This is a genomic window from Haladaptatus halobius, from assembly GCF_020618475.1.
GTDB classification, from domain to species: Archaea; Halobacteriota; Halobacteria; order Halobacteriales; family Haladaptataceae; genus Haladaptatus; species Haladaptatus halobius.
In genome coordinates this window covers 229,054-254,464 of sequence record NZ_CP085337.1, presented here as the reverse complement: position 1 = coordinate 254,464, position 25,411 = coordinate 229,054, and the positions used below count along the sequence as shown (strand labels likewise).

General features: G+C 50.4%; 22 protein-coding genes and 3 pseudogenes. 11 read left to right on the top strand and 14 right to left on the bottom strand.

Annotated elements, in window-relative coordinates:
- The first annotated feature begins 136 nt into the window (after positions 1 to 136).
- Complete coding sequence (locus LIW51_RS25115) at positions 137 to 553, top strand: helix-turn-helix domain-containing protein (RefSeq protein WP_227378864.1); 417 nt, start codon at positions 137 to 139, stop codon at positions 551 to 553.
- Between the two features lie 1,377 nt (positions 554 to 1,930).
- Here the strand turns inward: LIW51_RS25115 and LIW51_RS25110 are convergent.
- The 3 genes from LIW51_RS25110 to LIW51_RS25100 all read right to left on the bottom strand — a co-directional run bounded on the left by LIW51_RS25110 (position 1,931) and on the right by LIW51_RS25100 (position 5,151).
- Positions 1,931 to 2,836 carry an acetamidase/formamidase family protein gene (locus tag LIW51_RS25110; protein ID WP_227378863.1) on the bottom strand — a complete coding sequence of 302 codons (906 nt, stop codon included), beginning with the start codon at positions 2,834 to 2,836 and terminating at the stop codon, positions 1,931 to 1,933.
- 600 nt (positions 2,837 to 3,436) lie between these two features.
- The gene (locus LIW51_RS25105) at positions 3,437 to 3,823 is read right to left on the bottom strand and encodes a hypothetical protein (protein ID WP_227378862.1); all 387 of its coding nucleotides are present in this window, start codon (positions 3,821 to 3,823) and stop codon (positions 3,437 to 3,439) included.
- Positions 3,824 to 4,257: 434 nt separating this feature from the next.
- On the bottom strand, positions 4,258 to 5,151 hold the full coding sequence (locus tag LIW51_RS25100; RefSeq protein WP_227378861.1) for a hypothetical protein: 894 nt from the start codon (positions 5,149 to 5,151) through the stop codon (positions 4,258 to 4,260).
- Between the two features lie 1,639 nt (positions 5,152 to 6,790).
- Between LIW51_RS25100 and LIW51_RS39485 the strand changes: the two are divergent.
- The 4 genes and pseudogenes from LIW51_RS39485 to LIW51_RS38735 all read left to right on the top strand — a co-directional run.
- Positions 6,791 to 6,970: pseudogene (locus tag LIW51_RS39485) on the top strand (RNA-guided endonuclease TnpB family protein); the annotation flags it as partial.
- Positions 6,971 to 7,565: 595 nt separating this feature from the next.
- Positions 7,566 to 7,751, top strand: a pseudogene (locus LIW51_RS40075) (ArsR family transcriptional regulator); the annotation flags it as partial.
- Positions 7,752 to 7,820: 69 nt separating this feature from the next.
- Positions 7,821 to 8,378, top strand: coding sequence for a transcriptional regulator FilR1 domain-containing protein (locus tag LIW51_RS25095; RefSeq protein WP_227378860.1), 558 nt, complete (start codon positions 7,821 to 7,823; stop codon positions 8,376 to 8,378).
- Positions 8,379 to 8,941: 563 nt separating this feature from the next.
- Positions 8,942 to 9,076, top strand: a complete 135-nt coding sequence (locus tag LIW51_RS38735; RefSeq protein WP_255767576.1) for a DUF7503 family protein — start codon at positions 8,942 to 8,944, stop codon at positions 9,074 to 9,076.
- Between the two features lies 1 nt (position 9,077).
- On the opposite strand, the gene LIW51_RS25090 is transcribed toward LIW51_RS38735, so the two are convergent.
- Both LIW51_RS25090 and LIW51_RS25085 read right to left on the bottom strand, forming a co-directional pair.
- A complete protein-coding gene (locus LIW51_RS25090; RefSeq protein WP_227378859.1) occupies positions 9,078 to 11,150 on the bottom strand; it encodes a hypothetical protein in 2,073 nt (690 codons plus the stop codon).
- Positions 11,151 to 11,256: 106 nt separating this feature from the next.
- Entirely contained in the window at positions 11,257 to 12,093 is an 837-nt protein-coding gene (locus LIW51_RS25085) for a DUF7504 family protein (RefSeq protein ID WP_255767575.1), read from the bottom strand.
- Positions 12,094 to 12,535: 442 nt separating this feature from the next.
- Between LIW51_RS25085 and LIW51_RS25080 the strand changes: the two genes are divergently transcribed.
- The 4 genes and pseudogenes from LIW51_RS25080 to LIW51_RS25065 form a co-directional block, all read left to right on the top strand.
- A complete protein-coding gene (locus LIW51_RS25080) occupies positions 12,536 to 12,907 on the top strand; it encodes a DUF7344 domain-containing protein (RefSeq protein WP_227378858.1) in 372 nt (123 codons plus the stop codon).
- A 205-nt stretch (positions 12,908 to 13,112) separates the two neighbouring features.
- Positions 13,113 to 13,889: a helix-turn-helix transcriptional regulator gene (locus LIW51_RS25075; RefSeq protein ID WP_227378857.1), complete on the top strand. Its 777-nt coding sequence runs from the start codon at positions 13,113 to 13,115 to the stop codon at positions 13,887 to 13,889.
- A gap of 507 nt (positions 13,890 to 14,396) precedes the next feature.
- Positions 14,397 to 15,230: an alkaline phosphatase D family protein gene (locus LIW51_RS25070; protein WP_227378856.1), complete on the top strand. Its 834-nt coding sequence runs from the start codon at positions 14,397 to 14,399 to the stop codon at positions 15,228 to 15,230.
- Between the two features lie 262 nt (positions 15,231 to 15,492).
- A pseudogene (locus tag LIW51_RS25065) lies at positions 15,493 to 15,807 on the top strand (thioredoxin reductase); the annotation flags it as partial.
- A gap of 65 nt (positions 15,808 to 15,872) precedes the next feature.
- On the opposite strand, the gene LIW51_RS25060 reads toward LIW51_RS25065, so the two are convergent.
- From LIW51_RS25060 to LIW51_RS25040, 5 genes are all read right to left on the bottom strand, one after another.
- Entirely contained in the window at positions 15,873 to 16,499 is a 627-nt protein-coding gene (locus LIW51_RS25060; protein ID WP_227378855.1) for a superoxide dismutase, read from the bottom strand.
- A gap of 250 nt (positions 16,500 to 16,749) precedes the next feature.
- Entirely contained in the window at positions 16,750 to 16,935 is a 186-nt protein-coding gene (locus tag LIW51_RS25055; RefSeq protein WP_227378854.1) for a hypothetical protein, read from the bottom strand.
- A gap of 173 nt (positions 16,936 to 17,108) precedes the next feature.
- The gene (locus tag LIW51_RS25050; RefSeq protein WP_227378999.1) at positions 17,109 to 17,714 is read right to left on the bottom strand and encodes a tyrosine-type recombinase/integrase; all 606 of its coding nucleotides are present in this window, start codon (positions 17,712 to 17,714) and stop codon (positions 17,109 to 17,111) included.
- 312 nt (positions 17,715 to 18,026) lie between these two features.
- The gene (locus tag LIW51_RS25045) at positions 18,027 to 18,755 is read right to left on the bottom strand and encodes an alpha/beta fold hydrolase (protein WP_227378853.1); all 729 of its coding nucleotides are present in this window, start codon (positions 18,753 to 18,755) and stop codon (positions 18,027 to 18,029) included.
- A gap of 262 nt (positions 18,756 to 19,017) precedes the next feature.
- Entirely contained in the window at positions 19,018 to 19,230 is a 213-nt protein-coding gene (locus LIW51_RS25040) for a hypothetical protein (RefSeq protein ID WP_227378852.1), read from the bottom strand.
- Between the two features lie 1,274 nt (positions 19,231 to 20,504).
- Between LIW51_RS25040 and LIW51_RS25035 the strand changes: the two genes are divergently transcribed.
- A complete protein-coding gene (locus tag LIW51_RS25035; protein WP_227378851.1) occupies positions 20,505 to 20,933 on the top strand; it encodes a hypothetical protein in 429 nt (142 codons plus the stop codon).
- A 251-nt stretch (positions 20,934 to 21,184) separates the two neighbouring features.
- Here LIW51_RS25035 and LIW51_RS25030 read toward each other — a convergent pair whose 3' ends face one another.
- Positions 21,185 to 22,390: a polysaccharide deacetylase family protein gene (locus tag LIW51_RS25030; RefSeq protein WP_227378850.1), complete on the bottom strand. Its 1,206-nt coding sequence runs from the start codon at positions 22,388 to 22,390 to the stop codon at positions 21,185 to 21,187.
- The gene (locus LIW51_RS25025) at positions 22,390 to 23,187 is read right to left on the bottom strand and encodes a polysaccharide deacetylase family protein (protein ID WP_227378849.1); all 798 of its coding nucleotides are present in this window, start codon (positions 23,185 to 23,187) and stop codon (positions 22,390 to 22,392) included. The genes LIW51_RS25030 and LIW51_RS25025 overlap by 1 nt, the downstream gene beginning before the upstream one ends.
- Before the next feature lie 269 nt (positions 23,188 to 23,456).
- Here LIW51_RS25025 and LIW51_RS25020 point away from each other — a divergent pair, with 269 nt between their 5' ends.
- Positions 23,457 to 23,762 carry an HVO_A0114 family putative DNA-binding protein gene (locus LIW51_RS25020; protein WP_227378848.1) on the top strand — a complete coding sequence of 102 codons (306 nt, stop codon included), beginning with the start codon at positions 23,457 to 23,459 and terminating at the stop codon, positions 23,760 to 23,762.
- A gap of 55 nt (positions 23,763 to 23,817) precedes the next feature.
- Here LIW51_RS25020 and LIW51_RS25015 read toward each other — a convergent pair whose 3' ends face one another.
- Together LIW51_RS25015 and LIW51_RS25010 are read right to left on the bottom strand one after the other, a co-directional pair.
- Positions 23,818 to 23,979 carry a hypothetical protein gene (locus LIW51_RS25015; protein ID WP_227378847.1) on the bottom strand — a complete coding sequence of 54 codons (162 nt, stop codon included), beginning with the start codon at positions 23,977 to 23,979 and terminating at the stop codon, positions 23,818 to 23,820.
- Positions 23,980 to 24,737: 758 nt separating this feature from the next.
- Positions 24,738 to 25,289: a DUF7344 domain-containing protein gene (locus LIW51_RS25010; RefSeq protein ID WP_438267430.1), complete on the bottom strand. Its 552-nt coding sequence runs from the start codon at positions 25,287 to 25,289 to the stop codon at positions 24,738 to 24,740.
- Between the last annotated feature and the right edge of the window lie 122 nt (positions 25,290 to 25,411).

Here is a 25,411-nt window from a genome sequence, read left to right as displayed (position 1 = left end):
CCGTAACGTTCTCTCGTTAGAGCATGTTTCGATATTAAGTGGCCGAGTCCCCGGTCGCGAGTATTGAATGATCAGCGATGGGAGATTCTCAAGGGAACACAAAACTTTTTACTCATTGATTTCGATATCTCTCATAATGGCCTGTTTGGAGAACGTCTCGACGAACGACCTTCGAGATGCGTTAGATGATACGGACGACGTTCGATCGACGAAGCGGCTCATGGTCGCGATTGCGTACAAGCAGGGCGTCACGCAGACAGACTTAGCCGACTGGTACGGCCTCTCGAGAAAGACTATTTACAACTGGCTTCAGCGATTCGAAGAGGACTCAATCCGAAACGCGGCCAGCGATAAAGATCGTCCCGGTCGTCCGCCAAAACTCGATCCAGAGGAACGAACCGAAGTTCGCCAATTACTGAAAAAGTCACCCGAGAACGCCGGATACGACGCTGGAAAATGGAGTTCGTCGCTCGTTCAACGCCTTCTGGAAGACCGGTTCGACGTAAAGTATTCGCGCACGAGCGCATACAGGCTACTTACGGGAGATAAGTAATCTATTCTGGAACGTGTAGTCAAATTCGGAGAAGAATGATGTGCGCGATTTGGTTGTGCGGATATTTATCGCTCTCGAACAGATTAGAGCAATAACTAGTACACCGTACAAATGCGGAGAAACTGCCCTTCTATGCACGAATATATTGGTAATACGTCCGCTGACTTGCCTTTGTTCGCGCCGAATTGTGAGTTTTCACGGAGAAACAATCGATTCCTCCCGACAAATCCAAAAGCGGAAGTAGAATCGTCCGACTGGGACGCTGTGTCAGCATCTGCCTGGTTAAGAAAGTTGAATCTATGGCCGAATTATCGAACTGCGAGGGGCCGGTGCAACGTGAACGGCTCGATTAAAGTGGCGCACACCGGCGAGACAGAACGATCACTGATTCGGATTTCGATAGTTAATCCACTACGTGTCAAACATACAATTCGTGGAGAACAAGGATGTAGAAGATGACTACCGACGAGTGCGTCAAGTGGAGGTGCGTAGAGTGTCGCGAACGGTTCAAAGTACCCGATGTCCAGACTGCGACGTGCCCTACTGTGGAGCTACGCTGAATATCCCCGACGGAGCGTGGAACTACTATTAATCGATGGAGCAAGAGGAGCGCAAGCTGTACTGGAACATTGGAGCGACACGAGAGATGGAGTCGTCGGTGCACGGTACGAGAGAGAACCTAACCGAGTACATGAACTCTCTTAGACACCCTTTCGATAACGCGAAATCCTACGTTTTGGCTTGGGAAATCGGTCTCAAAAGACCTTGGCTCGGCGGTTCTATGTTTTCCGCTTTGTCGAGGGCACGGAGGTGCCGGGGATTACTTCTTATTACGGATTTCTGAGACAGAAAATCAGCTTCATGCTGAATAGAGAATGAATATCTCTCATGCCCCAGGTTCTGGCGGATCGGTAGGTGGATTATGTCAGGTTGAATCACGAAGTGGCTGATTCCGATGAGAATGACTAATTCCGGGGATTAAATACACAATATTTGGCGAACAGTGATTCCCAGGGCCTAGTACCATTAAGCACATCTGCCGCTTGAATGTGTACCAGATTAAGACACTACCGCTAACGATACCAAAAGTACCGATGCCCGGGAAGAGACATGTTCAATACATACCAAACGGGTATGCAGGACATGGTAAATCTTTTCTGTAAAGTCAAAATAGATTTGAGTAAACTACACTACGAACTCCGCACAGATTGATTCCAGGGTCTCGGAGGCATTCCACTTCCGCTTATGATTTTATGGAGAAATCGATTTCGTAGGTTAATATATTATACTAATCAGAAGGCCTCATAGCAGTCAGTAGCAAAACCATATTTACATGCTGTCGTCGTCGAGGCACGGCCTGACGATGTGTGTATCCAATCAAAATGGATTCGAGAGGTACTCTTTCGGAACTGCATCCCGTGCTGTCACTAGGGGATCGACAACCTGGCTGATTTCAAGGCCGCCAACGAGGCTCGAAAACATGTAGGCCTCGGTCGCCTCGAAATCGTGCTCACGTTTGAGCAGTTCCACCATGTCGCGATTGGCCAGTTCCACAGCAGTTTCCATTGTTTCGGCACTTGCGATGGTCTTCCACTCGTTTTCTGTCTCGACCAGTGGTCGTTCGAGCGAAACAGGGGGATCGTTCACCACCTCAAGGGTAACATCAATATCTGTGCCGATTTCCGATCCAGTCCCACACATCTCACCGTCGGACATCGCCGCCTTCGAATCTCCCATGGCTAACATTGCCCCTTCTTGAAAGATTGGGAAGTAGGCTGTTGTCCCGCCCGTCATGTCTGTCGTGTCGAGGTTTCCACCATGGTCGTGGGGGACGAGTGTTGTATACGATTCTGTGGCGGGTGCAACACCGATAGTCCCAATAACAGGTTTGATTTCTACATTGAGCCCCTCAAACTCGATGGAGTCGTTTTGCACTGGTGTGATTCGCGTCAACGGATGTTCTATATCGTCGTGATCTTGGAGGAGACCAAACCCAGGGGCAGTGACGACTCGTCCTCGATTTTCGTTGACACGGACGTCCTCGATTGTGACTTTTAGAACATCACCAGGTTTGGCGCCCTCAATTGCAATCGGACCTGTTGCAGCATTCACCTCCTCAGGAATGGCATCAAGGATGTCTGTGTTCTCTTGTATCGTCCCGTCAAGGCTGTCAATCGTTTCGATAGTGAGCGACTCACCATTCTCTGCGGTGTATACTGGTTCGAGGTCCGGTGTGAATTCGTAGATGTGTTCATCCTTGTAGGATACTGTTGTCTGCGACATGTCGGTTCGCGATTCGTAGACCGGTACTATAAACCCTCACACGATTGAATCTGTTTGTAGTGTGCAAAGATAACTACAAAGAAGATATATGATGGAATTAAGTATACAAGATTGAGGATGGGCTCAAGGAACTCATTTCCAAATTAATTAATGCAGGAGGTTATTGTGAAATGAAATGGGTACTGGCCTCACTCAATGTCCGGACTGTAGATGGACCGGTAGTACAAGTGATTACGTAATCGCTGAACTCGAACGAAAGTGTCCTGTCTGCCACTACGTATTTCGACATGATTCGTGAGGGCAGTACAGCAGTGGCTATTTCATCGTCAAACTCCCACAGAAAATCGTTGATCTGTATCAATACTACCCGTTGTTGCGACGACCGAGCAATCGCGAGAGCCAAGCTGGGCCTTTGCCGCTACGTTGTCCTTACTCCTCTGGAGACTGCGGTTCGGCGGTTTTACTCATTAGGTGTAACTACGGTATTCATGCTTAAAAAGCTACTACGAGCGTCAGTATCCCAAGTCCAAGAACAAGCAATCCTTGGGTCAGCGTAAGCAACTGACCGTTCCAGCGAATATCCTCGGCATTTTCACCGATTCAGTAGGCTGCCGTCATGAGATAGTCTGAATGCCAGCTTGTCCCAACGAATGAATCAGTAGTAAGTTGCTTAACGTATGGGCGATTTGGGCCGAGAAAGATATCTGACTCGCTGTTTGTGGCGATGCCGCAGACAATCGATCCAAATAATAGTATAATGCCAACAGCGGATAGCTCATGGTTAAACAGTTCTGGTCCACCAATGTGGCCAGCAGCAACAAACAGTCCAAGGAGAACCGCAGTCAAACGAACCGTCCGAAGTGCCTTATTATCGATATCGCTGAGTGGTTCGCGTTGGGCATCAATAACGTTACGGGCTTCTTTATAAGTGAGTGCTTCACGCTCAGTCGGCCACCCATCAACGGAAATATTTTCATCAGCAGCCATTCTCTACTTGTTTATATTCAGATTAATGCCGAGAAGATTACGGTCTCCGATACATCGGTGCCTTGTATTATGGCATTTTGATGATTACTGAAAGACTATCCCCTGTGGTCGATGCAATGATCTCTACCGCTCGGGAAAAGCGATACTCTTGAGCGGGATAAAACACGCCGGGAGTTCAAGCACCCAGCATTGAACTTCTAAAATGCTACCAGAATTATATACCCATCTGCAGGCCTTGAAGCTGACGAGACGGCACAGCAACGCGCACAGACCGAACAGTTCTCCGTCGACGTCGAAGTCCCCGAAATGGTCGAAGTGACCAAAGAGAATCACGAGAATCCCGCAGCCAACCGAGAGCCCAGATTCCTCTGGACAGTGCCACTTGTTCCCGGACGAACGCCCAACGCTCTTCTGCAGTGGTATAATAAATATATCTAGAAGGTATGGTTAAAAAAGGAGGCGAAGTCGTTCCAAAGTTGATCGAAGAACGACGGTTCTGTATTCGTGTTCTTAGTTGACTGTTGTTGGGCCGTCGTGGCTTTGCTATCGCTTTTATTCCGGCTTGTCTGCGTCGTCTGTTGTGTCGTTGTCTTTGACTGGCAAGGTTTAGACGAGATTGTAACCGGTTTGCTCATATCCAGTTTGGTGCGCGTGGGGTTATTTACGTTTCCGGACAGAATTTGCCACAGTTTAATCTTCCCTTGGTTTTGATCCGATAGGATGGCCTGCTGGTTGAATTGGGGATGGATTGTGACCTCGAAATCGTTCCCGAGACCGCGATAGACCATGCCGTCCGAGCGTCCTGCCGAATACGCCCAACTGATGCTGGCGGTCGCAGTCTTTTTTCCATTCGAACGCCGGTGTGTCGAATAGTCCCATGTATCAACGTTTGTCGAACCATTGTAACTATCATCTTTGACGATGAATTTTCCATTAGCAGGGAGATTGGTGATTCTAAATGTGACTGCGCCACCGCTGCCCGCGTCAATCTTATCATGAATTGCGACAAGACTCAGTCCTTGCGGTCCTTTGTAGAGAAAGAGAATGCTAGTTTCCGACCGCTGAAGATTTTCCGTTCCGAACGAGGCGTACTTATACGAGCGTGGTTTTGTGCCGGGCGTGCGATAGTCGTAGAACTGTTTGACGGGGAGCCCCGACATCGTGAGCGGCTCGATGGGAATGCATTTCCCACCTTGTATAATGGAGTACTGGGAAGAATTGGTGGGCTGGCGGGCATCTACTGAAGAAACACCGCCAAGCATGGCAGTCGAAGTTATAGCCGCCTTTACGAATCGACGACGACTGATGTCACGAAGCTCTTTGGGCATGCTCTACTAAAGCTTCACACCCACATCTGCCTTTGTTACGAGGTGCCTGAATAAAATCAAGCGAGGGACAACAAACCGGTGGGGATACTCTTTTCTCTGCCAGCCCTTTTTATATCATCACCACTATTTAATATCCTTCTTCTAATTCAAACAATTCTCCTTTGACATTGAAGCCCCGGACTCAACGAAGTCATCAATGAGAGCTACGAGACTCCCGCAGGTCACCAATACATCGTCTCTATCGGCGATGTGACTGGCGACCTGATGGCCTGCACGTGTCCTCACCATATCCACCGCAACGAGTTCTGCAAACACATGGCCGCTGTCGACAACGCGACCGTATACAAGACGCTCACCACCTTCCCCTCGAAGGATGACAAAGACGATGCTGAGCCGAACGACTGCGACTGTGATGGTCTCCTATTACCTTCCACTTGCACACAATTCGCTTTTAGTGGTCATTTCCGATCCAGTGCTGGTTAAGATTCACCCCCGGCCACCACTGTTTTTCTCGGTAGGAACTCTTTATCCTTCTAGTATTGAATTCATAACAAAGTGAGATTAGAGCAATAATTATTCTTAAGAAACCCTGATGACTAGCGTAAGAATCGCCATCATTGACTCCGGGAACATTCGCGAACCACCGCGTCTCTCGTCGGAGGCAGCACATAATGTCTGACGGAGTAACTTTCGAGATGCTATTTTGTGAGACTGGCTGGGTTGAGATACGGAATCCAGAGGACAGTGATCAGCAGTGGTTGATGGCAGACACAACTGTCGAAGTTCGTCAATGAGGACATCTGAGAGCTGCAACTGACAGCGGAACGCTCAACGCATTCCCCTCAGAGGACGACGAAAACGATTTCGAGCCAGAGGACTGCGACTGTGATGGCCTCGACGGCTTCCCATGCTGGTCGTGTGTGAGAACGGGCCGCAAAGAGCTGACGAATTAACTCATACTTCTACCTTCTTGTCCATGGTTTCCTCGCTTGCGTAGACGATCAGCGGTACTGTGGTATGCATTCTCTCACTAGTATTTATCTACGACAAACAATATCATCACTGTATTATCAATTTATTTTCCTGTGAATAATTATATCGACATGGAGTATCAGGTACATCTGTGAGGCATTCGGTGGACAGGGTAGTGGCTCCTGTCCTCCGCTCATCTATTAACCCCACATTACCCCTACTCACCGTATCATTGCACTTGTAGTACTTCGTCAAATCGCTATCATACTTGGACAGTCTCGACGACTCGAGTATCTCGCCCTCCCAATAACCGCCCCGCCCACGCCGACCATAAATCCATTAGCATATCACCGCTCACAAACCATCCCACGCAGTGGACAATCAGTCGGCAGAAATCGGGTGCCTACTCTGACGTCAAACACCCCGTCTTTCAAGTGAATCCCAGCAGTTCAGACAGTCTGCAGCAACCAGACTGATAGTCCACTATTACCACACCATATTTCCGGAGTAAATCAGCTGTACACTACCGGAAGACGCCTTCTCCTTCCTCTTACAGATAGTCCTATTAGCCCACTGCCAGTGACAGTCCTGCTGTTGATTCACGGAAGACAGTCCGTTGGCCTAAACCAGTCCCCCTTCACAACTCGTCGGAGTACGCTAACGCTTTTGCTGTCAGAAGTGCGGCTACGAACTACACGCAGACTACAACGCGTCGAAGAACATCGGCCTGAAACACATCTGCGCGGGGCAAAAGTCTCCGCGTGGACGGGCGAACCGTCAACTCGCCCTGAAGTTGGGAACGCTGAGCGTGAGCGGCGATCATTCACCCGTCGAAGTTTCGGCCTGAACGGGAGTTCAACGACAAGCCCCGGCGTTCACGCCGGAGTAGTTGACCTATACCTCCGGACACTATATCGCAAACGTTGTACCCATCCTTCGAACGAGCGCCAAGAGAAAATAGTTGTTATAAGTGGTTAATATAGATTTGATAAACATGTCGTAATTCAAGGTTTCTCGGAGAAAAGTTCGAAAGACAATCCAAGTCCCCCTTTTCTACTGTTAGTAGAATTTTCCAGAACTTTTCGTTTTCTCCGTATATTCTGGACGAGAACTGGATAATTACATGGTTACTGTACTCTATATCACATCTTTGGTACTCACCAACGGTCGCTGTTAATTTCGCATTGAGAGCAACGATAAAAATAATCGGCGTGTTAACAGAATAGTTGCGTTTTTTCGTATATTTGTCAGGACGTATGGCTGGAACACCGAGAATGAGCTAAATAACAAAATGGGGTGCTATCGTAAGCAGGGTGTGTTGTTATGAGTCGCTGTGTGATTTCCCTAGTCGTTAGCGAAAAACCATCCTGCCGGTCGATTCAGGTGAAAGAACGACATCGGGCATCGAACGATTCGGACACAAAAAAATCTAGTAGTAAAGTATGAGAGAGAAATCAGAGTCTTTCGTCAGGTACGTGCTTCGATCGCAGACACGTACTACCGTCCTCCGAGCGATCTCTAATGGACAGCGTTCAGTCAAAGCATTATTGGAGCACGGGAGTGCAAGCAAGTCCGCAGTGTATAATGCTCTCTCGAACCTAGAGAATCATGGGCTGGTTTATAATTCACAGTCGAAGCAGTGGTACCTAACTGGATCCGGTTCACTTGTTGTCAACTTCCTCCATCGACAGCAAAGGATGGAAGAGCTCATCAAGACGGATCAAACATATTGGCAGTCTCATGATGTCACTGTCCTCCCACATTCGTTTCAATTTGATCTCTCGGAACTGGTTTCGGGATCGATCATTCGAGCGACTGATACACAGCCCTCGCGAGCAGTGCACGAGGTTGAGAATCGTTTTGAAGCGACGACCTCTGCAGATGTTGTTGCACCAACCTACGACCAACGGCAGTGGAGCGCGCTGCTCGATAGGTGCGAGAGTTGTCGACTCGTAATAGCAGAGGCTGTGCTTTCTGCCCTCCGGAATGACGGGGGTCCGATCTCCGGTTCTATCGAGGATCTTGGCATACGAGTCGCCGACGTGACGTTCGAATTGGCCGTAACTGACGACTGCTTGCTGCTCTCGCTCCCACTCCTCGACGGATCATATGATGTCCAGACCGTGTTCATCGCAGAGACAGAGCGGGCGCGTACGTGGGGAACGAACCTGTTCGAACAGGTCTGGGCGGATGCAGGACGTGTCGACGACTTTCCAGGGTCGCTCAGAACGAACAGCGAGTTGAGGAGTTCTTGATGGCACACATCGATCGACGAAAATCGTCCTGGCAGCCCTTGAAGTAGCGACCGAAGAAGGAGCATTTCGTCTTCCCGATCTCAAAGAGTGCCTGAACATTCCAGAGAACTTACCGTCAAATAGCACGATTCGACAAGTATTCAACCAACTAGAAGAAAGTAGCTGGCTTGAACGAGATTATCCAGAAGGGCGGATCTGGTATGCAGGTGATCAGTTAGACGAATTCACGAAATAGCGAGAATGATCGTAACCATCCCTACGGACGAACCCATTACATTGTGTCATAAACACTGCTTCAAGCGCGCGATTTGAAGCGGTTCGTCCTCTCTCTTTGTCGGTTTTATTGTATCTGTACTCAGTGACTGAGTATCCGTAACCTTCACTGCTCACTTGGAACGTAGATCGCCCCCATTTCCACGCACTTTCTCTCTTGGAATCGCGGCCGGTTTGGACTAATCATAAAAGAAACAGTTAAAACATGGATCGATGTAAAATCATCAACTCATCTTCTGTTCACACTATTTAGCAAAAGATAATATGAGTGGCATCTTAGCAATTTATGCATGACTACAAGTAATGACACGGTAACGGCCTACCTCGCAGAGAATCCCCGAATGCTTGGTGTCCTGTTCACCATCTGCTTCCTCCTCACACAAACAGGGAACGTAGCAGCAGCGAACGGTACTACCATTTCCTAGTTCAGAGATCACCCAAATCGATCTCAGTCGACCAACGTAGTTTGTTTTCAAATAAGACCGGGATTTGTTCTAAACGTAAGAATTGAGTAAGAGAATCCCTAGAGAGAGTAAATGATGGGAGGTCGCCGCTAATCAAAAAGTAGGTTTGAATCTCATCAATGTAGGGCCAATAGAAGGAGCCAATTCCCTGTTCGATTGTGGGGAAGGTTGTTAATTTTACATCGTATAGATTCTTCTGATCGGGATCAATCTGACACACCATCGGAGTCCCGTTCTCACACTGCGCGATTTCTACACTTCCGTCGCCGACAACCACATATTGATTTCTGACAATTTGGTGTTCTTGGGCGAGAGTGAGGGCAGATCGAAGTGAAAATCCTCGATTTAGTAGACGAGCGATAAGGCGTCCTATTCTCGTTGCACTCTTGTTTCCGACGTGACTGTAAGTTACGACACCACCAATGCTTCCTGCCTCAATTAATCGCTTGCCTTGTTCGTATGATCGACATCCGTTCAGGAGAAATGTGTCAACTGCTACATCCCCAATATTCCTAACGTCTAAGCCACCATCCCGACAAACAAATTCATCATTTGTAATGTGTCCAATATAGTGGAGAAAATCCGTTTCAGTTGCAAACACCGCATGCAATTCGCCAACGGTGAGATTTCGGTGAACGTCGATGTTGAATTCCAATTCGTCGCGTTCGCCATAGAGACTATCACCGACATCGTATTCAGAGCTCATATCCGGATCATTACAAACTACAGTAATTTTGATCCCTTCGGTAGAAGCTCTCCTACAGAGCTTATTCTCAAAGGCTTTTTTGATGATTTTATTCACGCCGACAGGGTTCCCGGTTCCTAGCCAGGCTCGTTCTAGAGAATCCGTCTTAGGAAGTGCTACGTAGGAATTAAACCTGTTGTTGAATTCCCCTCTGTGATCAGTCCCAGTACTTCGCACGAACCCGTTAACCGAGTCGGGTAACTCGAGTGTAGTAGCGTGGTCTCGGTTACTCTCGACCGTCCTAATGAGCGATAAGTTATTAACAAGGAATGGAAGCGATTCAATATTCTGGAATTCCTCAGTCACAAACGTTGTTAAGGGCCAAGTGGGAAGATGATCTTGGATTGACTGGTACGGAACTTCGAGATACGCTTCGAGCTGCTCAGCGAGTGATTTCTCATACAATTCATCGAACGCCAAGTCGAGATGCTCCTCGATCGCTTGCCGCTCATGAAGATCAACTTGATAATATCCCTCAGTCCGCGTAATACAATCGAAAAAGAAAACCTGTCTAAGCACTCCCTCAACTTCGCTTTCAAAGTCCCCGGACGAACGGCGAAGATCCTGACAAAATCCGCGGTCTGTGAGTAACCGAGGACGGGGACCAGGAACAACGTTTGCTCCAAGATAGTATGCAAGGGAACTCACTGGGTAGATCGTTTGTAATTTCGGCGGTACTTCGATACGGACACCGGACGCAGGTACAGATAGTTCGTCCGGAATCTGCATTTCATCACCGAGTTTGATCTGTGGAGGATGACCGCGAAGCGAAGGAAGTGAGCGCTCACAGCTCGTTGTCTTTAATGCTGAACCAAATATGGAGATCGCTTTCATCATGTCAGACGGTTCTTTCGTCGTCGTTATCGTCTTTCCTGGTCGTTCATGATATGAACGTGCTCCAATCTGGACTCGTGTCGCTGTTCCAAAATCAAGCTCCATCCGATCTGTTGACGATGCAACCGTGAGTGCACTGGTGACACGGAGATATACTTTAATCGGTCCATTAAGTTCGATTAGGTACTCGCGTTCTGGTAGCTCCTCGTAGGCAAACTCTTCCGTTTTAACGAGGACATCGCCCGACAGGTTTCGAACGTAGACGCCTACAACATATGGCAACTCAATGTTCTCTGTCGTTACTGATACGGCGTTATCGACTGGAAAATAGAACTGGCTAGTATCAGCTGGGTCAGGATGTGGATTGGTGGATAATTGGAGTGGATACTGGCGCCGCTGAATCGGATCAATAATTGTAAGAGTTGCATCGCCAGAAGCATGGAACGTTGGGTTCATACAGATCCCTCCAAGTGATTTTTGGCAGGTACTCCCCAAAGGATTTGGTTCACTGGAGAAGAGCTACCACTATTCGAACGCGAATTGATCCCTCGTTCGATTCCTATTATATCGGGAACCACTTTGTCGTATGATCGGTATCGTGTAGGTGCAACTGTTGTTCTAACCCGTTAAAACTCAACCGTAGTTCGATGACGATATTAAATTCGGATTTGACTGCTTGCACAGTGTCTGAATAGTATGTATCCGGGAAAAGATAATGACCGAGTCCATTCGCGTCTTCGACTGTTTTGGTGACTGTTGAAATGAATTGTCTGGCAGCTCCAGTGTCCTCTTCTTCGAGAAGCAATCGAAGCGAGTCGAAACTGAATCGTAGCTCTCCTGGATCAAATCCGTTCCGCTGTTCCTGTAGATCGACTATCTTCTCTTGAATTGCAACTTGGAACTCCTCAAGGGTCCCAATCACGGATGAAACACTTGCCTGATGCGGCTGATTAACGTACGATTGCGCAGCTGAACGTGTACCTGCACCTGCTTCATACGTTAGGATATGGGCGTTCTCTGCTGGTGTCCCGATCTGCGAGAGTCGCCTTTGTGCGCCCTCGGCTGATTTTCCATACTGGGTAAAGAAAAGCGAGCGACTAAGTGAATGTTCACCCAGAAGTTGAACGCTCAGTTGGTCGAGAAGATCCTCAGGCACGCAACCCGTGACCAGAATGTTGCCACCGGTCCGTCTCAAGCGGCCGAGTTCGGACTCAACTCGAACGTGCCCGTCTCCTTGGACGGTGATATAGTGACCTGCAAACGTAAATGATACTGTACTGGCCGTCGGTGGGGTCCCATCCCCCTGTGGTTGAAACACCGCTTCTAAGGCATCTGGATCCACGCTCGCATATAGCGGGTTGGGAACGTCTGTTGGGTCCACACCTGCTGCTTCGATCATATGTTGGATAATAGTGGAACCCAATGAGAGATCCTGTTCCCGGTTGTACTTGAATTCAAGTGGTGTGTTGACACCACATATGAAGGGGATAGCGTCTGGTTCTCTCTCCACTCTCATAATCCTCTGTGTCACTAGCGTCGTACAATCAAAAATCCATGGGATCGTTGGCAAAAAATACAATTTAACGTATTCTAATGAGGTGAAGAGAATAAAAACTCGAATCAACATACCACTCCACGTATCTTTTATTGAACTCAGGGAGCTGGGAACGAATAGATGGATTGCAACTATAACTTGTCTCATCACCTGTGAGTTCTTGATATGAGCACTATACTGTGATAGAAAGAAGGATTATTTTTATAACTTAAACTGTAACTAGAGGATCAGACACACTTGAATAGAAACCCATCAATTCATATTCACCCCCAGAGTAAGACAGACAATGACAGACAAAGACGAAAGAGAGATTACTGACGAACTACGTCAACTACTGGAACCGATCGATTCTAAAGTCCTGGAGTCGAATCCAAACGAAGTTTATAGTCTTCTCGCAAATGAACACCGACGGTATTTGATTCACTACCTGATTGAGCAGGACACTGCTGTTCCACTTTCACGGATAGCAATAGAGCTTTTCAGTCGTGTGAAGAACCGACAGCTCGACGAAGTTACTCCTGCCGAACAAGAACAAATGAGGATTAGTCTTGAACACGAACATCTACCTCGACTTTCAGAATTTGGAATTCTTCCATGGTCGTACGGTGAAGCGATGATCGATCCACGATCCCTCACTAGCGTGAGTGAACACGGATGAAGGGTTCTGTGGTATGAGATCTATTGATTCGCACAGAAAGCGCACGTTTTCCATTGAGTATGATAGATTGGGACTGCTAGTCAATCGCACAAACCATCGCAACGATCATCGTCATCGAAATAGAACTATGTTGATTAACCCCCTTGCGTTCAAATTATCTTCATACTCTAGTTCGGTTATAATGTGGTAAACTCAGTCGTTAAGTATGAAGGAGAAATCAAAGGACCTCATCACGTATGTGCTTCGATCACAAGTGCGTACTGAGGTCCTCCTGTCAATCGCGAACGGACAACGCTCAGTCCAAGCACTATTAGAGCAAGGATCTGCAAGTGAATCAGCGATATACAATGCCCTTTCGACGCTGGAGAACCGGGGATTGATTTACAATTCAGAGGCGAATGAGTGGCGACTATCTGGCACCGGTTCGATCGTCGGCATCTTCCTCCGTCGCCAGCAGAAAACGAACGAGCTTATTCAGACCGATCCAGAGTTCTGGCAGTCTCACGACGTTACTGTCCTTCCCCGTTCGTTCCAGGTTGACCTCGCAGAACTCGTCACTGGTTGGGTGATTCGAGCGAGCGAGACCCAGCCATCGCTCGCAGTACGTGAGCTTGAAAACCGATTAGAAGCGACAACCGCTGCATGCGTCGTGGCACCAGTGTATGATGAGCGGTATTTGACTGCACTCCTCAATGACTGTGAGCGGTGTCGACTCGTAGTGCCAGAGAGTGTGCTTTCCGCCCTCCTTGGTGACGAGAGCCCAGTCTCCGATCCCAGTGACGGTCTCGACGTACGAGTCGCCGACGTGTCGTTCGAGTTGGCAGTGACTGATGACAGTCTATTACTCTCACTCCCGTTCTTCGATGGAATATACGATATGCAAACAGAGTTCATTGCAGAATCAGATCGAGCGCGCACCTGGGGAAGACGGTTATTCGAGCAGATCTGGACAGATGCAGAATGTATCGATGACGCACACTGAGTCGCTTACGGAACATACAGGCCGACGAGATCGATGATTCGCAGACCGCGTCGGCATTCGAACGTCAGGGGCCAATTTCTGCTACCGCACAGCCGCCACAGCCTTCAGAACGCTTACGGCGTAGTCACAAGGATTTAGTCAAAAATACCCTGCTCCTCGGTCGCGGTGCTGATGAAAGGGAGAAAAAATAGCCGTGTAATCCGCTTTTTCCATGGTTAGGCAGACCCCACTAGCAATTATCATAGAGACAGCTACCACCGAGGACTTTTGATTTGATGGCCTGTTTCCCGAAAATGCTGGATAGCACACCGATTTACCTCGTCAGGTGGCTTATCTTTGGTACTGACTATCCATCGATATTCGGTGCAGCAGAGGATCTTTTCTTTCATCATAGTCTCCTATTCCAACGAGGAATCGGTTTATTACTGTAGTTGCATCTTCATGCAATTAATTTGTACTGGCCGCTCGTAATCGATCTACCATCTGCTTAATGGATAATCGGTGAAGTTGAATTATTCAGAGCCTGGCCGTTCTCCACCTGCAGTTCCCGATCCATATGATCCGACGCCGATCAAACGCGGAATTTCGGTCTATTACGGCGCGTTCACCTACGGCGGGACGAGTTTTGCGCTGCTCCAAAGTCGGGCATTCAAACACAGGCCGAAGGTAAACAAGAAACGTGATCCCGATAACCGAGTGCTACCGGGAGAGCGCCAGCAGCGATTTTTAGAGTCGTGGGTGGATCAAGACCGTGAATTGCCCAAGATTTGTTTGACGCAGACGATTTTCTCGGATGTACTGACAACGTCAAGGAGGAACCCAGTCGGGGGATACGATACGAATGCGTATCCCCCGAGGGCGCGTGACCGCGCCCTCAAGTCACTTCGGAAAGCTGGGGAGCTCATGCTGGCGGGCGATCAGCACTTTCCGTCACTCGTGCGCCACGGCATTGACGACCATACAGATGGTGTCGTCCAGTTTACAGGCACGGCAGGCAGCACTCTGTATCAACGGTGGTTCGTCCCTGAGAAGGATAGCACAACCGAAGGGGCGGATGCAAACACGGGGAAGTTTGTAGATGGTCACAATAATAAATTCCGGGCGCTTGCGGTAATGAATCCAAAACTCCCGTTCAGAAAGGCGGGGAATGAGCACGGGTCACGACATGTGTTCGATCGGCAGTTAAAGAGTGAAGGCTACGGAATCGTCCATGTAAACCACGACGAAGAGGTGTTTTATATCGAGTGTTGGCCGCAGAATACTGACCCGACCGCTGCTGATGCCAAGCAGTTCCCGGGGTGGCCGTATCGTCTCCCCTTCGACGAAGCAGATGGACGGTGACTCCTTCCTCTTTGAAGTTTTGCGTCTGCAATTCAGATAAAGCGGCTAATCCACGGGGCAGCTCGAAGTAGCCACTCAGATAGGCTGATAATCACCGCGTCTGGGCCGAACGCTCAGAAGAGTATTCACCCGCGTACTACGCCCAGATCGGGACAAACGAGGTAAGTGAGACCCTCACCACTGTGGTTGAGTATTACGCGATGAGGATGCCGCGATCCTCGAAGTCGGCTGTAGCTCTGGCCGTCATCTCGCCTACCTCCGCGACAATGGATTCACCGTCTCTACCGACGAAGACGAACACGAGGCAGACTATGTCATCCTGGCGACCGGCGCGAAGCGCGACCTCGCCGAGGAACTTGGGTGTATATCCACTGACAAGGACGTTGTCGACGTGGGTGTGACGATGGAGACCAGTGTTGAGGATGCGTATGCGACGGGTGCGATGGTTCGGGCTGAGGAGTGGCAAGCTATCATCTCCGCAGGCGATGGCGCTGCGGCAGCACTCAATATCCTCACTAAGGAAAAGAGCGAGCACTTCCACGACTTCGACGTACCGGTTGACGTTGGCGAGCAATAGCCGGCACTCGCCGAGGAGGAAGCAATGAGGAACAAACGTGTAGGAGTAATTGGAGGCGGTATGAGTTAGTGGGAGTGCTGGCCGAGCACGTCCGCGTTCTTCGCCTGGTCGTAGCGCTGGGCAACGTCGTCCCAATTAACGACGTCCCAGAAACTGTCGACGTACTCACCACGCCCGTTCTCGTACTGGAGATAGTACGCATGCTCCCAGACGTCGAGTACTAGGAGTGGCGTCACACCTTGCGGCGTTTGATTTTGGTGGTTTTCAGCCACGGTCACAAGTGGTTTGTCGGCAACGTGGTCGTAGACGAGGAAGCCCCAGCCGGAGCCCTCGACACCTTTAGCAGCCGCCGAGAAGTGGGATTTGAACTGATCGAAGCCGCCGAAGTGTTCGTCGAGCGCGTCAGCAAGTTCACCCCCGGGTTCACCGCCGCCATCGGGGGACATGTTCTCCCAGAAGACGGTGTGATTGACGTGCCCTGAAAGATTGAATGCGAGATTGCGCTCGACGCCCTTGATGTCGCCGTAATCGCCGTTCTCACGCATTTGTTCGAGCGTGTCGAGAGCGGCGTTCGCACCGTCGACGTAGCCTTGATGGTGCTTGTCGTGGTGCAGTTCCATGATGCGCTGGTCGATCGCTGGTTCGAGCGCAGCGTAGTCGTACGGTAAGTCTGGTAGTTCGTAGGTACTCATCTGTGTATCCCTGTGGTGCAAAGCTAATGATCATGATAAAGGTTTGCTGAAGCAGATTTTGGTAGCAATTTCAATGCAACGGGATACCGCGCTGTTTTATCTACTTCTGCATAATGTTACACTGCTTATTCAGGAGCGGCCGATGGTCATCACATCTTGCCGCAACCCACGATTCCCTTCGTTCACGGCGATCGACGTAGAATCCGGTTCCGACGAGGAGGCTCGCCGTGGTGAACCCGAAACCTGCGGTTCAGAACGCTGGCTCCAACAACTCAAACGCCAAACCAATGATGAGAGAACCGCTCGCGAATGCGGGGGCCGCAGCGATGACCATCTGTGGCGGTCGCCGGAGGGAGCCGATTGCGGCACCGGCCATGAGCGGAAGAACCGTACCGACGCCGTAGAGCAGGGGGTGAGGAGGCCCATCGTTAGACAAGATGTACGCGTTTGTAATCGGAAAGTGTGTCGGCAGCAGTGAATCTTCGAATCCAACACCCTCTGAGAGATATGCACCACAAACTGCGCACAGATTAATTCGGTGGTAACGGGGGTGTTCTACTTCCACTTATTGAATTCAGGAGTAGTGATTCTCGGCCCTTGATTGGCCGCTCATAGTTCAACAGCGCTCATCGACTCGATGATATTCGCTTCGATGGGCGCAGCGAGATACGGCTCAATCGCGTCATAGCTCAACCAGCCACCGAGCGCCATCATGATTCGCGGTGACACGTTCTCTTCGACAAGGAGGTGATTCGCCCAGCAGCGGCGCAAGTCGTGCGTCGAGACGCGCCGATAGTCGTCATTGCCTGTCTCCTCGACGGCGCGGTCGGCAGCGTTCTCAACCCAGTACTGGACGGTACGTTTCGACCGCTGAATCAGGGGGTTATCGTCCTCAAGACCCGCCTCCCGAACGTAGCGATTGATCGTCGCCTCAACCTCGACCGGCAACCACGTCTCGCGTTGCTTCCCACCGTCGTAATTCCCGGTCGTGTCTTTGCCATTCGTGATTTCGAGTTCGTAATGGCGACCATCGTCCATGCGCGAGATGTCCGAGGGTGTGACGCCGAGAATTTCGGTGACGCGCAAGTCACAGTCACCCATCAACCGAATGGCAATCTCGTGTTCGAACGAGTCGGCGGCGCGGGGGATCGCACGATATTCCTCCCGACTGAACCAGACAGTATGGGTCCCGTCTTTGTTCCGTTCTGTCCTTATTGCGTGTTAGTCATGAAATTTATGTAATATAAAGATCAGGGACGGCGCTCTCAGAAATCTGAATCGGCTGATTTTGGTAGTCTCGCGGCTTGTCGGTGTTTTTGGTTGCACGTTTCTATAAAATCGTGCAATTCGGACAGTGGTGTATTCGCCAGTTCGCAGCGGGTGCGCGGGCTGGCGTGATCGGTGTGGTCGCGGCGCGGTTCATGTTTATTCTGCCAGCCCTCGTCACCTCCCCGGTGTGGCCATGCGGCACGAGTGAAGATAGTGAGCGCCGGACGAGAATCGATAGATTACAGCGTAGAATTCCGCTTACTCCTTACACGGGACTTCAAGAAGCTGGTGAGCCAGTTTCCGAGGCATCGACACCATTGGCCAGTGACCCGTGTCTAGTTCGCGGAGTTCCCACTCCCGCTGTTCACACAGTTGCCGAATCGTATCGAGGATGGAGTCGTCCATCCCGTTCTGGGTGCAGAGGATGTAGCTGGTGGGTAACGCTGCTGCTGCCGGATTCCTGACGTTCACCGGCTGTTTGAACGTGTTCAGTGGATGCGGGACAGCTTTTTCCCGCATCCACCGTGTGTCCTCGTCTGAAATACCCACCCAGCCCGGATGGTCATCTGGGAACGGCCAGCCGCCAGCATGGTCTTTTGCCGCCGCTTCCATCGCGTCCCACTCGTCCGGTGGATAGAACTCAGATGCCGAAACCGGCTCGTCATCCATCGGAACCAGTGCATCCAAATAAACGACGTGTGCGAGCCGCTCTGGGACTCGTTCTGCCACGCCCGTCACTACAAGCCCTGCATAGCTATGCCCGAGGAGAACAACGTCCGTGAACTCGTTGTATTCGAGCACATTCACAATGTCCGTGATGTGTGTTTCTAGGCCAATCTCAGACCGCATGAGGTGTTTTCGTTCACCAAGTCCAGTGAGTGTCGGTGTATATACGTCATGTCCCTCATCGCGGAGCAGCGGGGTGAGATACCTCCAGCACCAGCCGCCGAGCCATGCTCCGGGGACGAGAACGAATTGTCGTGCCATGTTTCTCAGAACGGTTGTGAGCGTGATATAGCTCTCCGTAGCAGAGCAAAAGTAAACCGGAAACTCAGCTGAGCAGTTACCCCTGTAATGAAGCACTCCCCCTGTTTACAGGATAGAACGGGCGACGTTGATCCGTGTTGCGTGCTTACATAGAAACGTGAAATTCGACCAACTTCGACCACACTGTCAGCGACCTAGTGTCTACTGACAGGCGTACCCTGCAAGACAAGGAGACTCTACCGGTAGCAAGAGGAATTCTTCTTCACTTCTTGCGTTGGTGTTCTGAAAGCCGCTGAGCTTCTTCTTCGATGTGGGCTATCTCACGATCCCCCTCAGAATTGCTTCCTCCGTGTGAGTACCGCACGGAAGAATCAAGGACTGAGGGGATGAATCGACTATCTTCCGTCTCTTCGTCATCGGCAGCCCTATCGCCCTTGAAGCGGGCGGTGAGCCGGGTCAGGAGACCACGAAACATATCTTGATCTATACTTTCTGCGAATATAAGCGTTCAGCCGCTGATCCATCTGTTCGGGTTACTTGCGACGCTCATCTCGATAGACCGTAACATCGATTTTTGGGAGACGCCTGTCGGTGAGGCTGAGACAAAGATGCAGCAGGCTGGTGATTAAAGGATGTCAACGACACGAATTAGATGGCACAGATCGAGTGTGGTGAATGGTTCAAGCGGGCGAAATATGTTTCCCCGAGGGCGGCGACCCAAGTAGAGTAACAGCCGGTTCGCAACCCTGACCAACTTCGACAAGCACTCAGAGATCTCAACCTCAAGCTGGTAAGAACTTTAACCAACGCTGGTGAGTTAACTACCACGTTTGTTGGTTAAGACAGACTACTCCAACGATTCGCGCATCAATTACGCCGGCATTCCCGGGAGGTGAGGAAAACAAGGTCGAACTGACTTAGAGCACAAGACTTCCGATCCACCAGGCGAGTAGGAGGAGACTGATCCAGAGAAGTAATTGGCTCAACAGAAATATTCGGATGTACAGTGCTGACTGGCTTGCACCCATGTTACCAATAAACATGGAGAGCCGTATTAGTTCTTTGGTGGCCTGAACGTTGAAAAATACAAACGCTACTTCCTCCTGGTCTCCGCTGGCGGGTTTCGTACTTCTTCGAGGGCGAGTTCAAGGTGGCCTCAGATGAAGCGCATATATCTCATTAGTATTCCATACTAACCTATTCTTGTTTTCCTCGGTGGATACAGTGACCCCATATCTGTTTATTATCCTGTGAGCCAGATGCATTATTATGAGTCGGGAAGAACCTACAAAAGCATTAACACAACCAGTCATCTTTCTCGTCAGTTCCATCGTTCTCATCGCTGCACTGGTCGCTTCTTTTTACTTCCTCTTCCAGATAGACCTTCCTCTATTATTAGCTATCACAATAGCACTACTGATTGCCACTCTCGTAGTCGGGCCGTTTTACTACGTCATCAAATACCAAATACTCTCGTGACTCGCAGGAGAGTGGTGTAGTTATGAATGGGGAGAGGAAGGGAGAATTGGCGCATCGATTACAGCGGCACCCTCGAGGTGTATCCACTGCCGCGTATGAGGTTATGGAGCAGAAAATCCGTCTCATCCGATTAGAGAGCGTGTTCGTGCCAGCGACAACACGCAGAGACGCAGAACGGCACGTTCAGAAATCGATTTGGGGAAGTTCTGTTTGTATAGGTCGTGCGCTGGCAACAGAACCTCTATAGTAGGAGGAATGGTAACACAATACATGGCAGGTAAGGAGCAACAGATCGAGGAGATAAGTGAAACTGAAAGAGAGGCGCTCCACGAAGTCGAATTGGGCATCGAACGGCTTCATCGAGCACACGGACACCTCGTAGCGTTTCATCACAATACAGGAAGAGCAATGAATCACTTAGCAGCGGCAGAGGATCTCCTCCATGAGTGCGACCATCAAGATCTCGCGGATGCGCTTCGCGATGAGTACCTCCCACGAGGTGTCGTCGCACCTAACGATTCTGATGACGTGACCGCTGGCCGGTGGTCCTACGAGATTCTTGAGAATTTCCAGGAGACATTTATGACTGATCTCGTGGCCTTTGGAGAAACGGTCCATGCAACAGTCGGTGAGAACTGCCGACATGTCTTTGAACGACACCAAGAGCGTGAATGGAAGCAGCGAGCACGTCGAGACTAACACAGACCAAAAATAGATTCGGATGCTAGAAATTCTCACAGCCGACGTTGAATTCTTGGTTTCTCAGGTGCAGATAGCCTACGCTGACTCAGAGGCAGTTTCGTACTCCCCAGAGAGCGACGACTAAGGTAATTCCACTTCCGTTTGCGATTTAATGAGGAAGTACTGTCAGACACCATGCGTCGAGTGAAAATCCCAGGAATAACGCGCTGACGAGTCGGGGTACAAAACCTAGCAGGATGGGGGGTAGTTCACTTGTTCCTATATCGCTTGAGAGCGACTCCACATCCGATACTGACGAGTGCCGCTAACGAGCCAAATCCAGGTTGATTTGTTTCCGTCGTGGGTCGGTTAGTTGTCTCGTTGTTTTTACCAGCCGGGAACTTCTCACTCGACTGGGTTGTTTTGGGGGCCCCACCCTCGGTGTTCGTCTGCGACGTCTTGGTAGTTGTTGTCCTCGATGTCGATGAATCGGTGACCTTGAGGTCGGTAAGTGCATCATGGAGCGTGACGATGTCGATGTTCCGGTCTTTCGCCATCTGTATCGCCATCCGAATTCGTGCTGGGGGGAGCCGTTCCTGCCACCAGCTGTGGCCGCCCAGAATGCCGAGCGTGTCGGCAGCGGCGACCTTGTCAAGGAACGTTCCGAGTTCAGCTTTCGTCATCTTCCCACGACGGAACATCGCTCTCGAGAGGTGAGGAAGCTGTATCTCGCCAGCACGGTGAATCTGCGCTCGCCCGCCGATCGCGAGGCCGCCGTTCGCAACAGCGGTAAAGTACTCGCCGGCGAGTTCCTGGGTTCGCTCCCCGTAGCCTCCGTACGGCATGACGATGTTCGTGACGGTTACCCCGTACTGTTCGAGTTGCTTTTTCGACCCGCCGAGTGCAGTACGGAGTATGTCGTCCGTGTAGCGTTCGGTAACGCCGTCGCTGGCGGTGAACGCCTGCCCGATCGGTGATTCAAGTTCCACGAATTCGCCTCGTCCGTCGGAGCCTTTCCCGGCCACCGTGACAATCGTCGACCGAGACCCATCGTTAACGACGAGCGTATCGCCCGGAATCTTCCCGTGGTGGTTTGTCTCTACGTAGATCTTCTGATCATCCGGGTTGATGTCGCGCGTGATCTCGATGTCGCCCAGCGAGCGGTGCTGGACGGAGTGAGACATGATCTCCCAGCCCTCGTCCGCAAGTGTGCGAAGTTGTTTCGCGCTGAGATTATCGCTATTTCCGACACTGGCCGCCGGCACGGCTGAACAACCGGGCACACCTCCCTTGCGGTGTGCTTTTTGATACGTATGGGTAAAATCCTTGACGGGGCCATCATCGTACGTAAACACCAACTTGCCGTTTGAATCGGCGGCAGTGGCCGGTATTCCAGCGACCATCGTGGTTCCGGCGATAGCCACACCGCTTCGGAGAACGCCTCGTCGTGTCGTCGATAGGGTGTTGTCGCTCACTATCGTTCCCTCCGAGGAGAGGCGCTGGATAGTGTACGGATCGCTTGCACGACGCGTGTTTGTTTGGCGAGCCGTCCACTCGTTCGTTGGAGAGAATGGGCACCACTCGCGAACGCTTTTCCTGTCTCGGCGGCGAAATCCCAGGCCGGTCGTTCAACGGTCTGGAAACGACTCGTCGCCCATCGACTAGGATGTGCGAGAATATACAGATCCTGGCACTGTCCTGATTTGAGAGTGCGTACCACGTCGTCGGTTGAATGGACGTCACCAAAGCCGGGAACGGTCACGTTCCAGTCGCGGCCCGTATCGGAGAAATACACCCGGTCGCTGGTTCCGTCATCGGCCGGCACGTTGTACGCTCTGTCGATGAGGTCGTAATCCGCCGGTGTCCGGGCGTCTTCCCACATGTCCGTGTTCAGATGGGGAGAGAGCGGGCTGCCGTGGGAGCAGACGGTATCGATGGTAACGTGCTCACGGAACGACTCGAGGTTGGTTGCGAATCGCCTGTGGGCTGCCTCAACGTCGCCGCGCATTTTCGCAAGGTCTTCATAGTGATAACCGACCTCGTGACCCTGTGCTTCCATTGTACTGGCGATGGCCGGGTCGAACGTACTTGTCCGGAAGTAGTACGTTGCATCGATTCCCAGATCGGTTTCGATCTCGGCCATCGATATCGCGTTGCTGACTCGACGGTCAACATCGTGTCGGAGAATGATCGACGGGGTCTCCGGGGAACTCGTATTGAAGTACTCGGCCACGGTGTAGAACTCGTAATCGTGATCGAGTGCTGTTTTCAATAGTCGCCTATAATCTGATAGGCCGAAGCCGGATAATTGCATGGTGACACGCCAAAATGATAGGGATTACTTAATTGTTATGTGTGAGATACTAACCGAGTAAGATACACCTGCTCGCTGTGAATCAATTATCACAATCTGCAACTAACTGCATAAGGTCTCTCTTCTCACTGTAAACCATCTTTTACATAGCCTGTTATGCGGAGACGGTTACAAAGAACAGTGATTACATTCGGCGGCTAGCGGAAGCTGGCTTTAGCGACGTTCTCATGCTTTTGCGTGAGACGGCCGAACGAGTACTGACGCCCAAACGGATGGAATTGCTCACCGAACTCGCGACGACCGACGTTCGCTCAATGCGTGGCCTTGGACGCCGGGTCGACCGCGACATCAGCATCGTCAAACGCGATCTAGATATCTTGTACGAAGCGGGCATCGTCGAATACGAACAGGAGGGTCGGGCAAAACGCCCTGTGCTTGCCCACGAGAACGTCTTTGTCGAACCAGTGGTGTTCGATGGTGAACCCCTCGGTGCATCAACGACAAAGCCAATTGATGAGCTAGCGGTTGACTGACGATATTAACCAACACTGGTGGGTTAATCACTGGGTTTGTAGGTTAAGTTTCGGCCTAACAGAGGTGTTCTACCATGACGCCCAATTCTTCTGGATTCTTGGGAATGCTTTCTCCTTCGCCAGTTGAGAAGTATAGCATCACATTTCGGTTCCCATCCTCATCGAACTCAATACTAACATCCAGATTTTCGAATCTATGTTTCTCTACAGGTTCCACACACTAATTTTCACGTTGTCATTTAAATATAGGGGACGGTGTCGGGAGTTCCCTGTACGGGTGGCGGACAGATTCCCCGACCGACGCGCATCGATTACAGCGGCACTCTTGGGGTGGTGAAGAAAAAGACATTGAGCTAGGTTAGAACACACTACTTGCAGCCATCCAGACGAGTAGAAGGAGTCCGACCCAAAAAAGTAACTGAATCATCAACACCAGACGGAGGTACAACGTTCGTTGGCTTGCTGCCATGTTACCAATGAACATAGTAAGTGTATTAGTTATAAAGCTCCGGACTCTACCGAACATAGACACTACCTCTATAATCGCGGTCTACGCTGGTGGTGGCGATACCATCATGAACGATGATGACTTAATGACTCTGGTTGCATAAGCGTGCAAATAATATAGTTTTGACTAAATGGCATTCTTTGAAACGTGAGAGAGAAGTGGGTGTTAGGCACCGTGTAGCCCACGTTCATCGAGCGTCAGTGGCACAGTCCATTGTTCTCACTGATACCCGACAGTAAAGAGCATGTTATGGTGTGACATGGTTGTTTGGGAAGTGGCAAATAGAATCGATGGAATAGACTATTATTTCCTATGATCAAGATAAGACAATCATTCTTTCAACAAAAACCACCTGCCGAGTGATAGTTTGGCAGTTTCATTCAGAGTTGGAACTATTACCTGTTGCTAGCCGGATCTTTCTTCCTCATGTGAGTGACGGAATCTGTATCAGTGGACACTGACGGTAGTTACTGGCCTTCGATACGCCGCAGTTCTGGCGGTGTTGCCGGCACAATACGTCGGCGGTAGATGAGATACTGCAGAATCGCCAAGAGACTGTACGCGGTCACAATTATCATTGTAGCCATAAGACTCGAAAGTAACGCCGAAGGGTCGACCTTGAACCAAACGCCACCAAGAAGCATGATACTCATGAGCGAAAGTACGAGATAGTAGCGGTTCCACCTGATCATCAGGCCGGGTTTATCAACGAGATAGGTATCAAGTGCCCGAGCACAACGCGAAAGGTCAATCTCTCCGGTTTCGCGATCATAGTTGATGAGACCAACATCGTCGAGTTTCGGGACGTGCGTCTGATACAGTGAAATATAGACGGTCTTTCGCTGCGCGCTCGTTAGCTCAGCTGGTGCCATGCCGTGTTCCCATGCCGCCACTTGGTCAGTTAGATCAGCTAGTGTGACGGGGTCGCCTTGCCGTCGAAGACAGTAGAGTGCGTATCGTCGTCGAGAATTCTTGAGAAGATCAAATACCTGCTCCTGGGAGAGTTTAGATCTATGCATTGTATAGTGAGCTTGCTATTCGCTCGTCGGAGCGAATACTGCTCTATTCGAGCTCATGATCATCCTGCAGTCACAACTATTCCACCGCATATCCCAGCTATCACTCGCTCTCCCATTGTTAT

Coding starts and splice junctions, on each gene's coding strand:
- LIW51_RS25115 (WP_227378864.1), top strand. CDS start 137: ATGGCCTGTTTGGAGAACGTCTCGACGAACGACCTTCGAGATGCGTTA.
- LIW51_RS25110 (WP_227378863.1), bottom strand. CDS start 2,836: ATGTCGCAGACAACAGTATCCTACAAGGATGAACACATCTACGAATTC.
- LIW51_RS25105 (WP_227378862.1), bottom strand. CDS start 3,823: ATGGCTGCTGATGAAAATATTTCCGTTGATGGGTGGCCGACTGAGCGT.
- LIW51_RS25100 (WP_227378861.1), bottom strand. CDS start 5,151: ATGCCCAAAGAGCTTCGTGACATCAGTCGTCGTCGATTCGTAAAGGCG.
- LIW51_RS25095 (WP_227378860.1), top strand. CDS start 7,821: ATGGAAGAGCTCATCAAGACGGATCAAACATATTGGCAGTCTCATGAT.
- LIW51_RS38735 (WP_255767576.1), top strand. CDS start 8,942: ATGACTACAAGTAATGACACGGTAACGGCCTACCTCGCAGAGAATCCC.
- LIW51_RS25090 (WP_227378859.1), bottom strand. CDS start 11,150: ATGAACCCAACGTTCCATGCTTCTGGCGATGCAACTCTTACAATTATT.
- LIW51_RS25085 (WP_255767575.1), bottom strand. CDS start 12,093: ATGATCGAAGCAGCAGGTGTGGACCCAACAGACGTTCCCAACCCGCTA.
- LIW51_RS25080 (WP_227378858.1), top strand. CDS start 12,536: ATGACAGACAAAGACGAAAGAGAGATTACTGACGAACTACGTCAACTA.
- LIW51_RS25075 (WP_227378857.1), top strand. CDS start 13,113: ATGAAGGAGAAATCAAAGGACCTCATCACGTATGTGCTTCGATCACAA.
- LIW51_RS25060 (WP_227378855.1), bottom strand. CDS start 16,499: ATGAGTACCTACGAACTACCAGACTTACCGTACGACTACGCTGCGCTC.
- LIW51_RS25045 (WP_227378853.1), bottom strand. CDS start 18,755: ATGGCACGACAATTCGTTCTCGTCCCCGGAGCATGGCTCGGCGGCTGG.
- LIW51_RS25040 (WP_227378852.1), bottom strand. CDS start 19,230: ATGTTTCGTGGTCTCCTGACCCGGCTCACCGCCCGCTTCAAGGGCGAT.
- LIW51_RS25035 (WP_227378851.1), top strand. CDS start 20,505: ATGGCAGGTAAGGAGCAACAGATCGAGGAGATAAGTGAAACTGAAAGA.
- LIW51_RS25020 (WP_227378848.1), top strand. CDS start 23,457: ATGCTTTTGCGTGAGACGGCCGAACGAGTACTGACGCCCAAACGGATG.
- LIW51_RS25010 (WP_438267430.1), bottom strand. CDS start 25,289: ATGCATAGATCTAAACTCTCCCAGGAGCAGGTATTTGATCTTCTCAAG.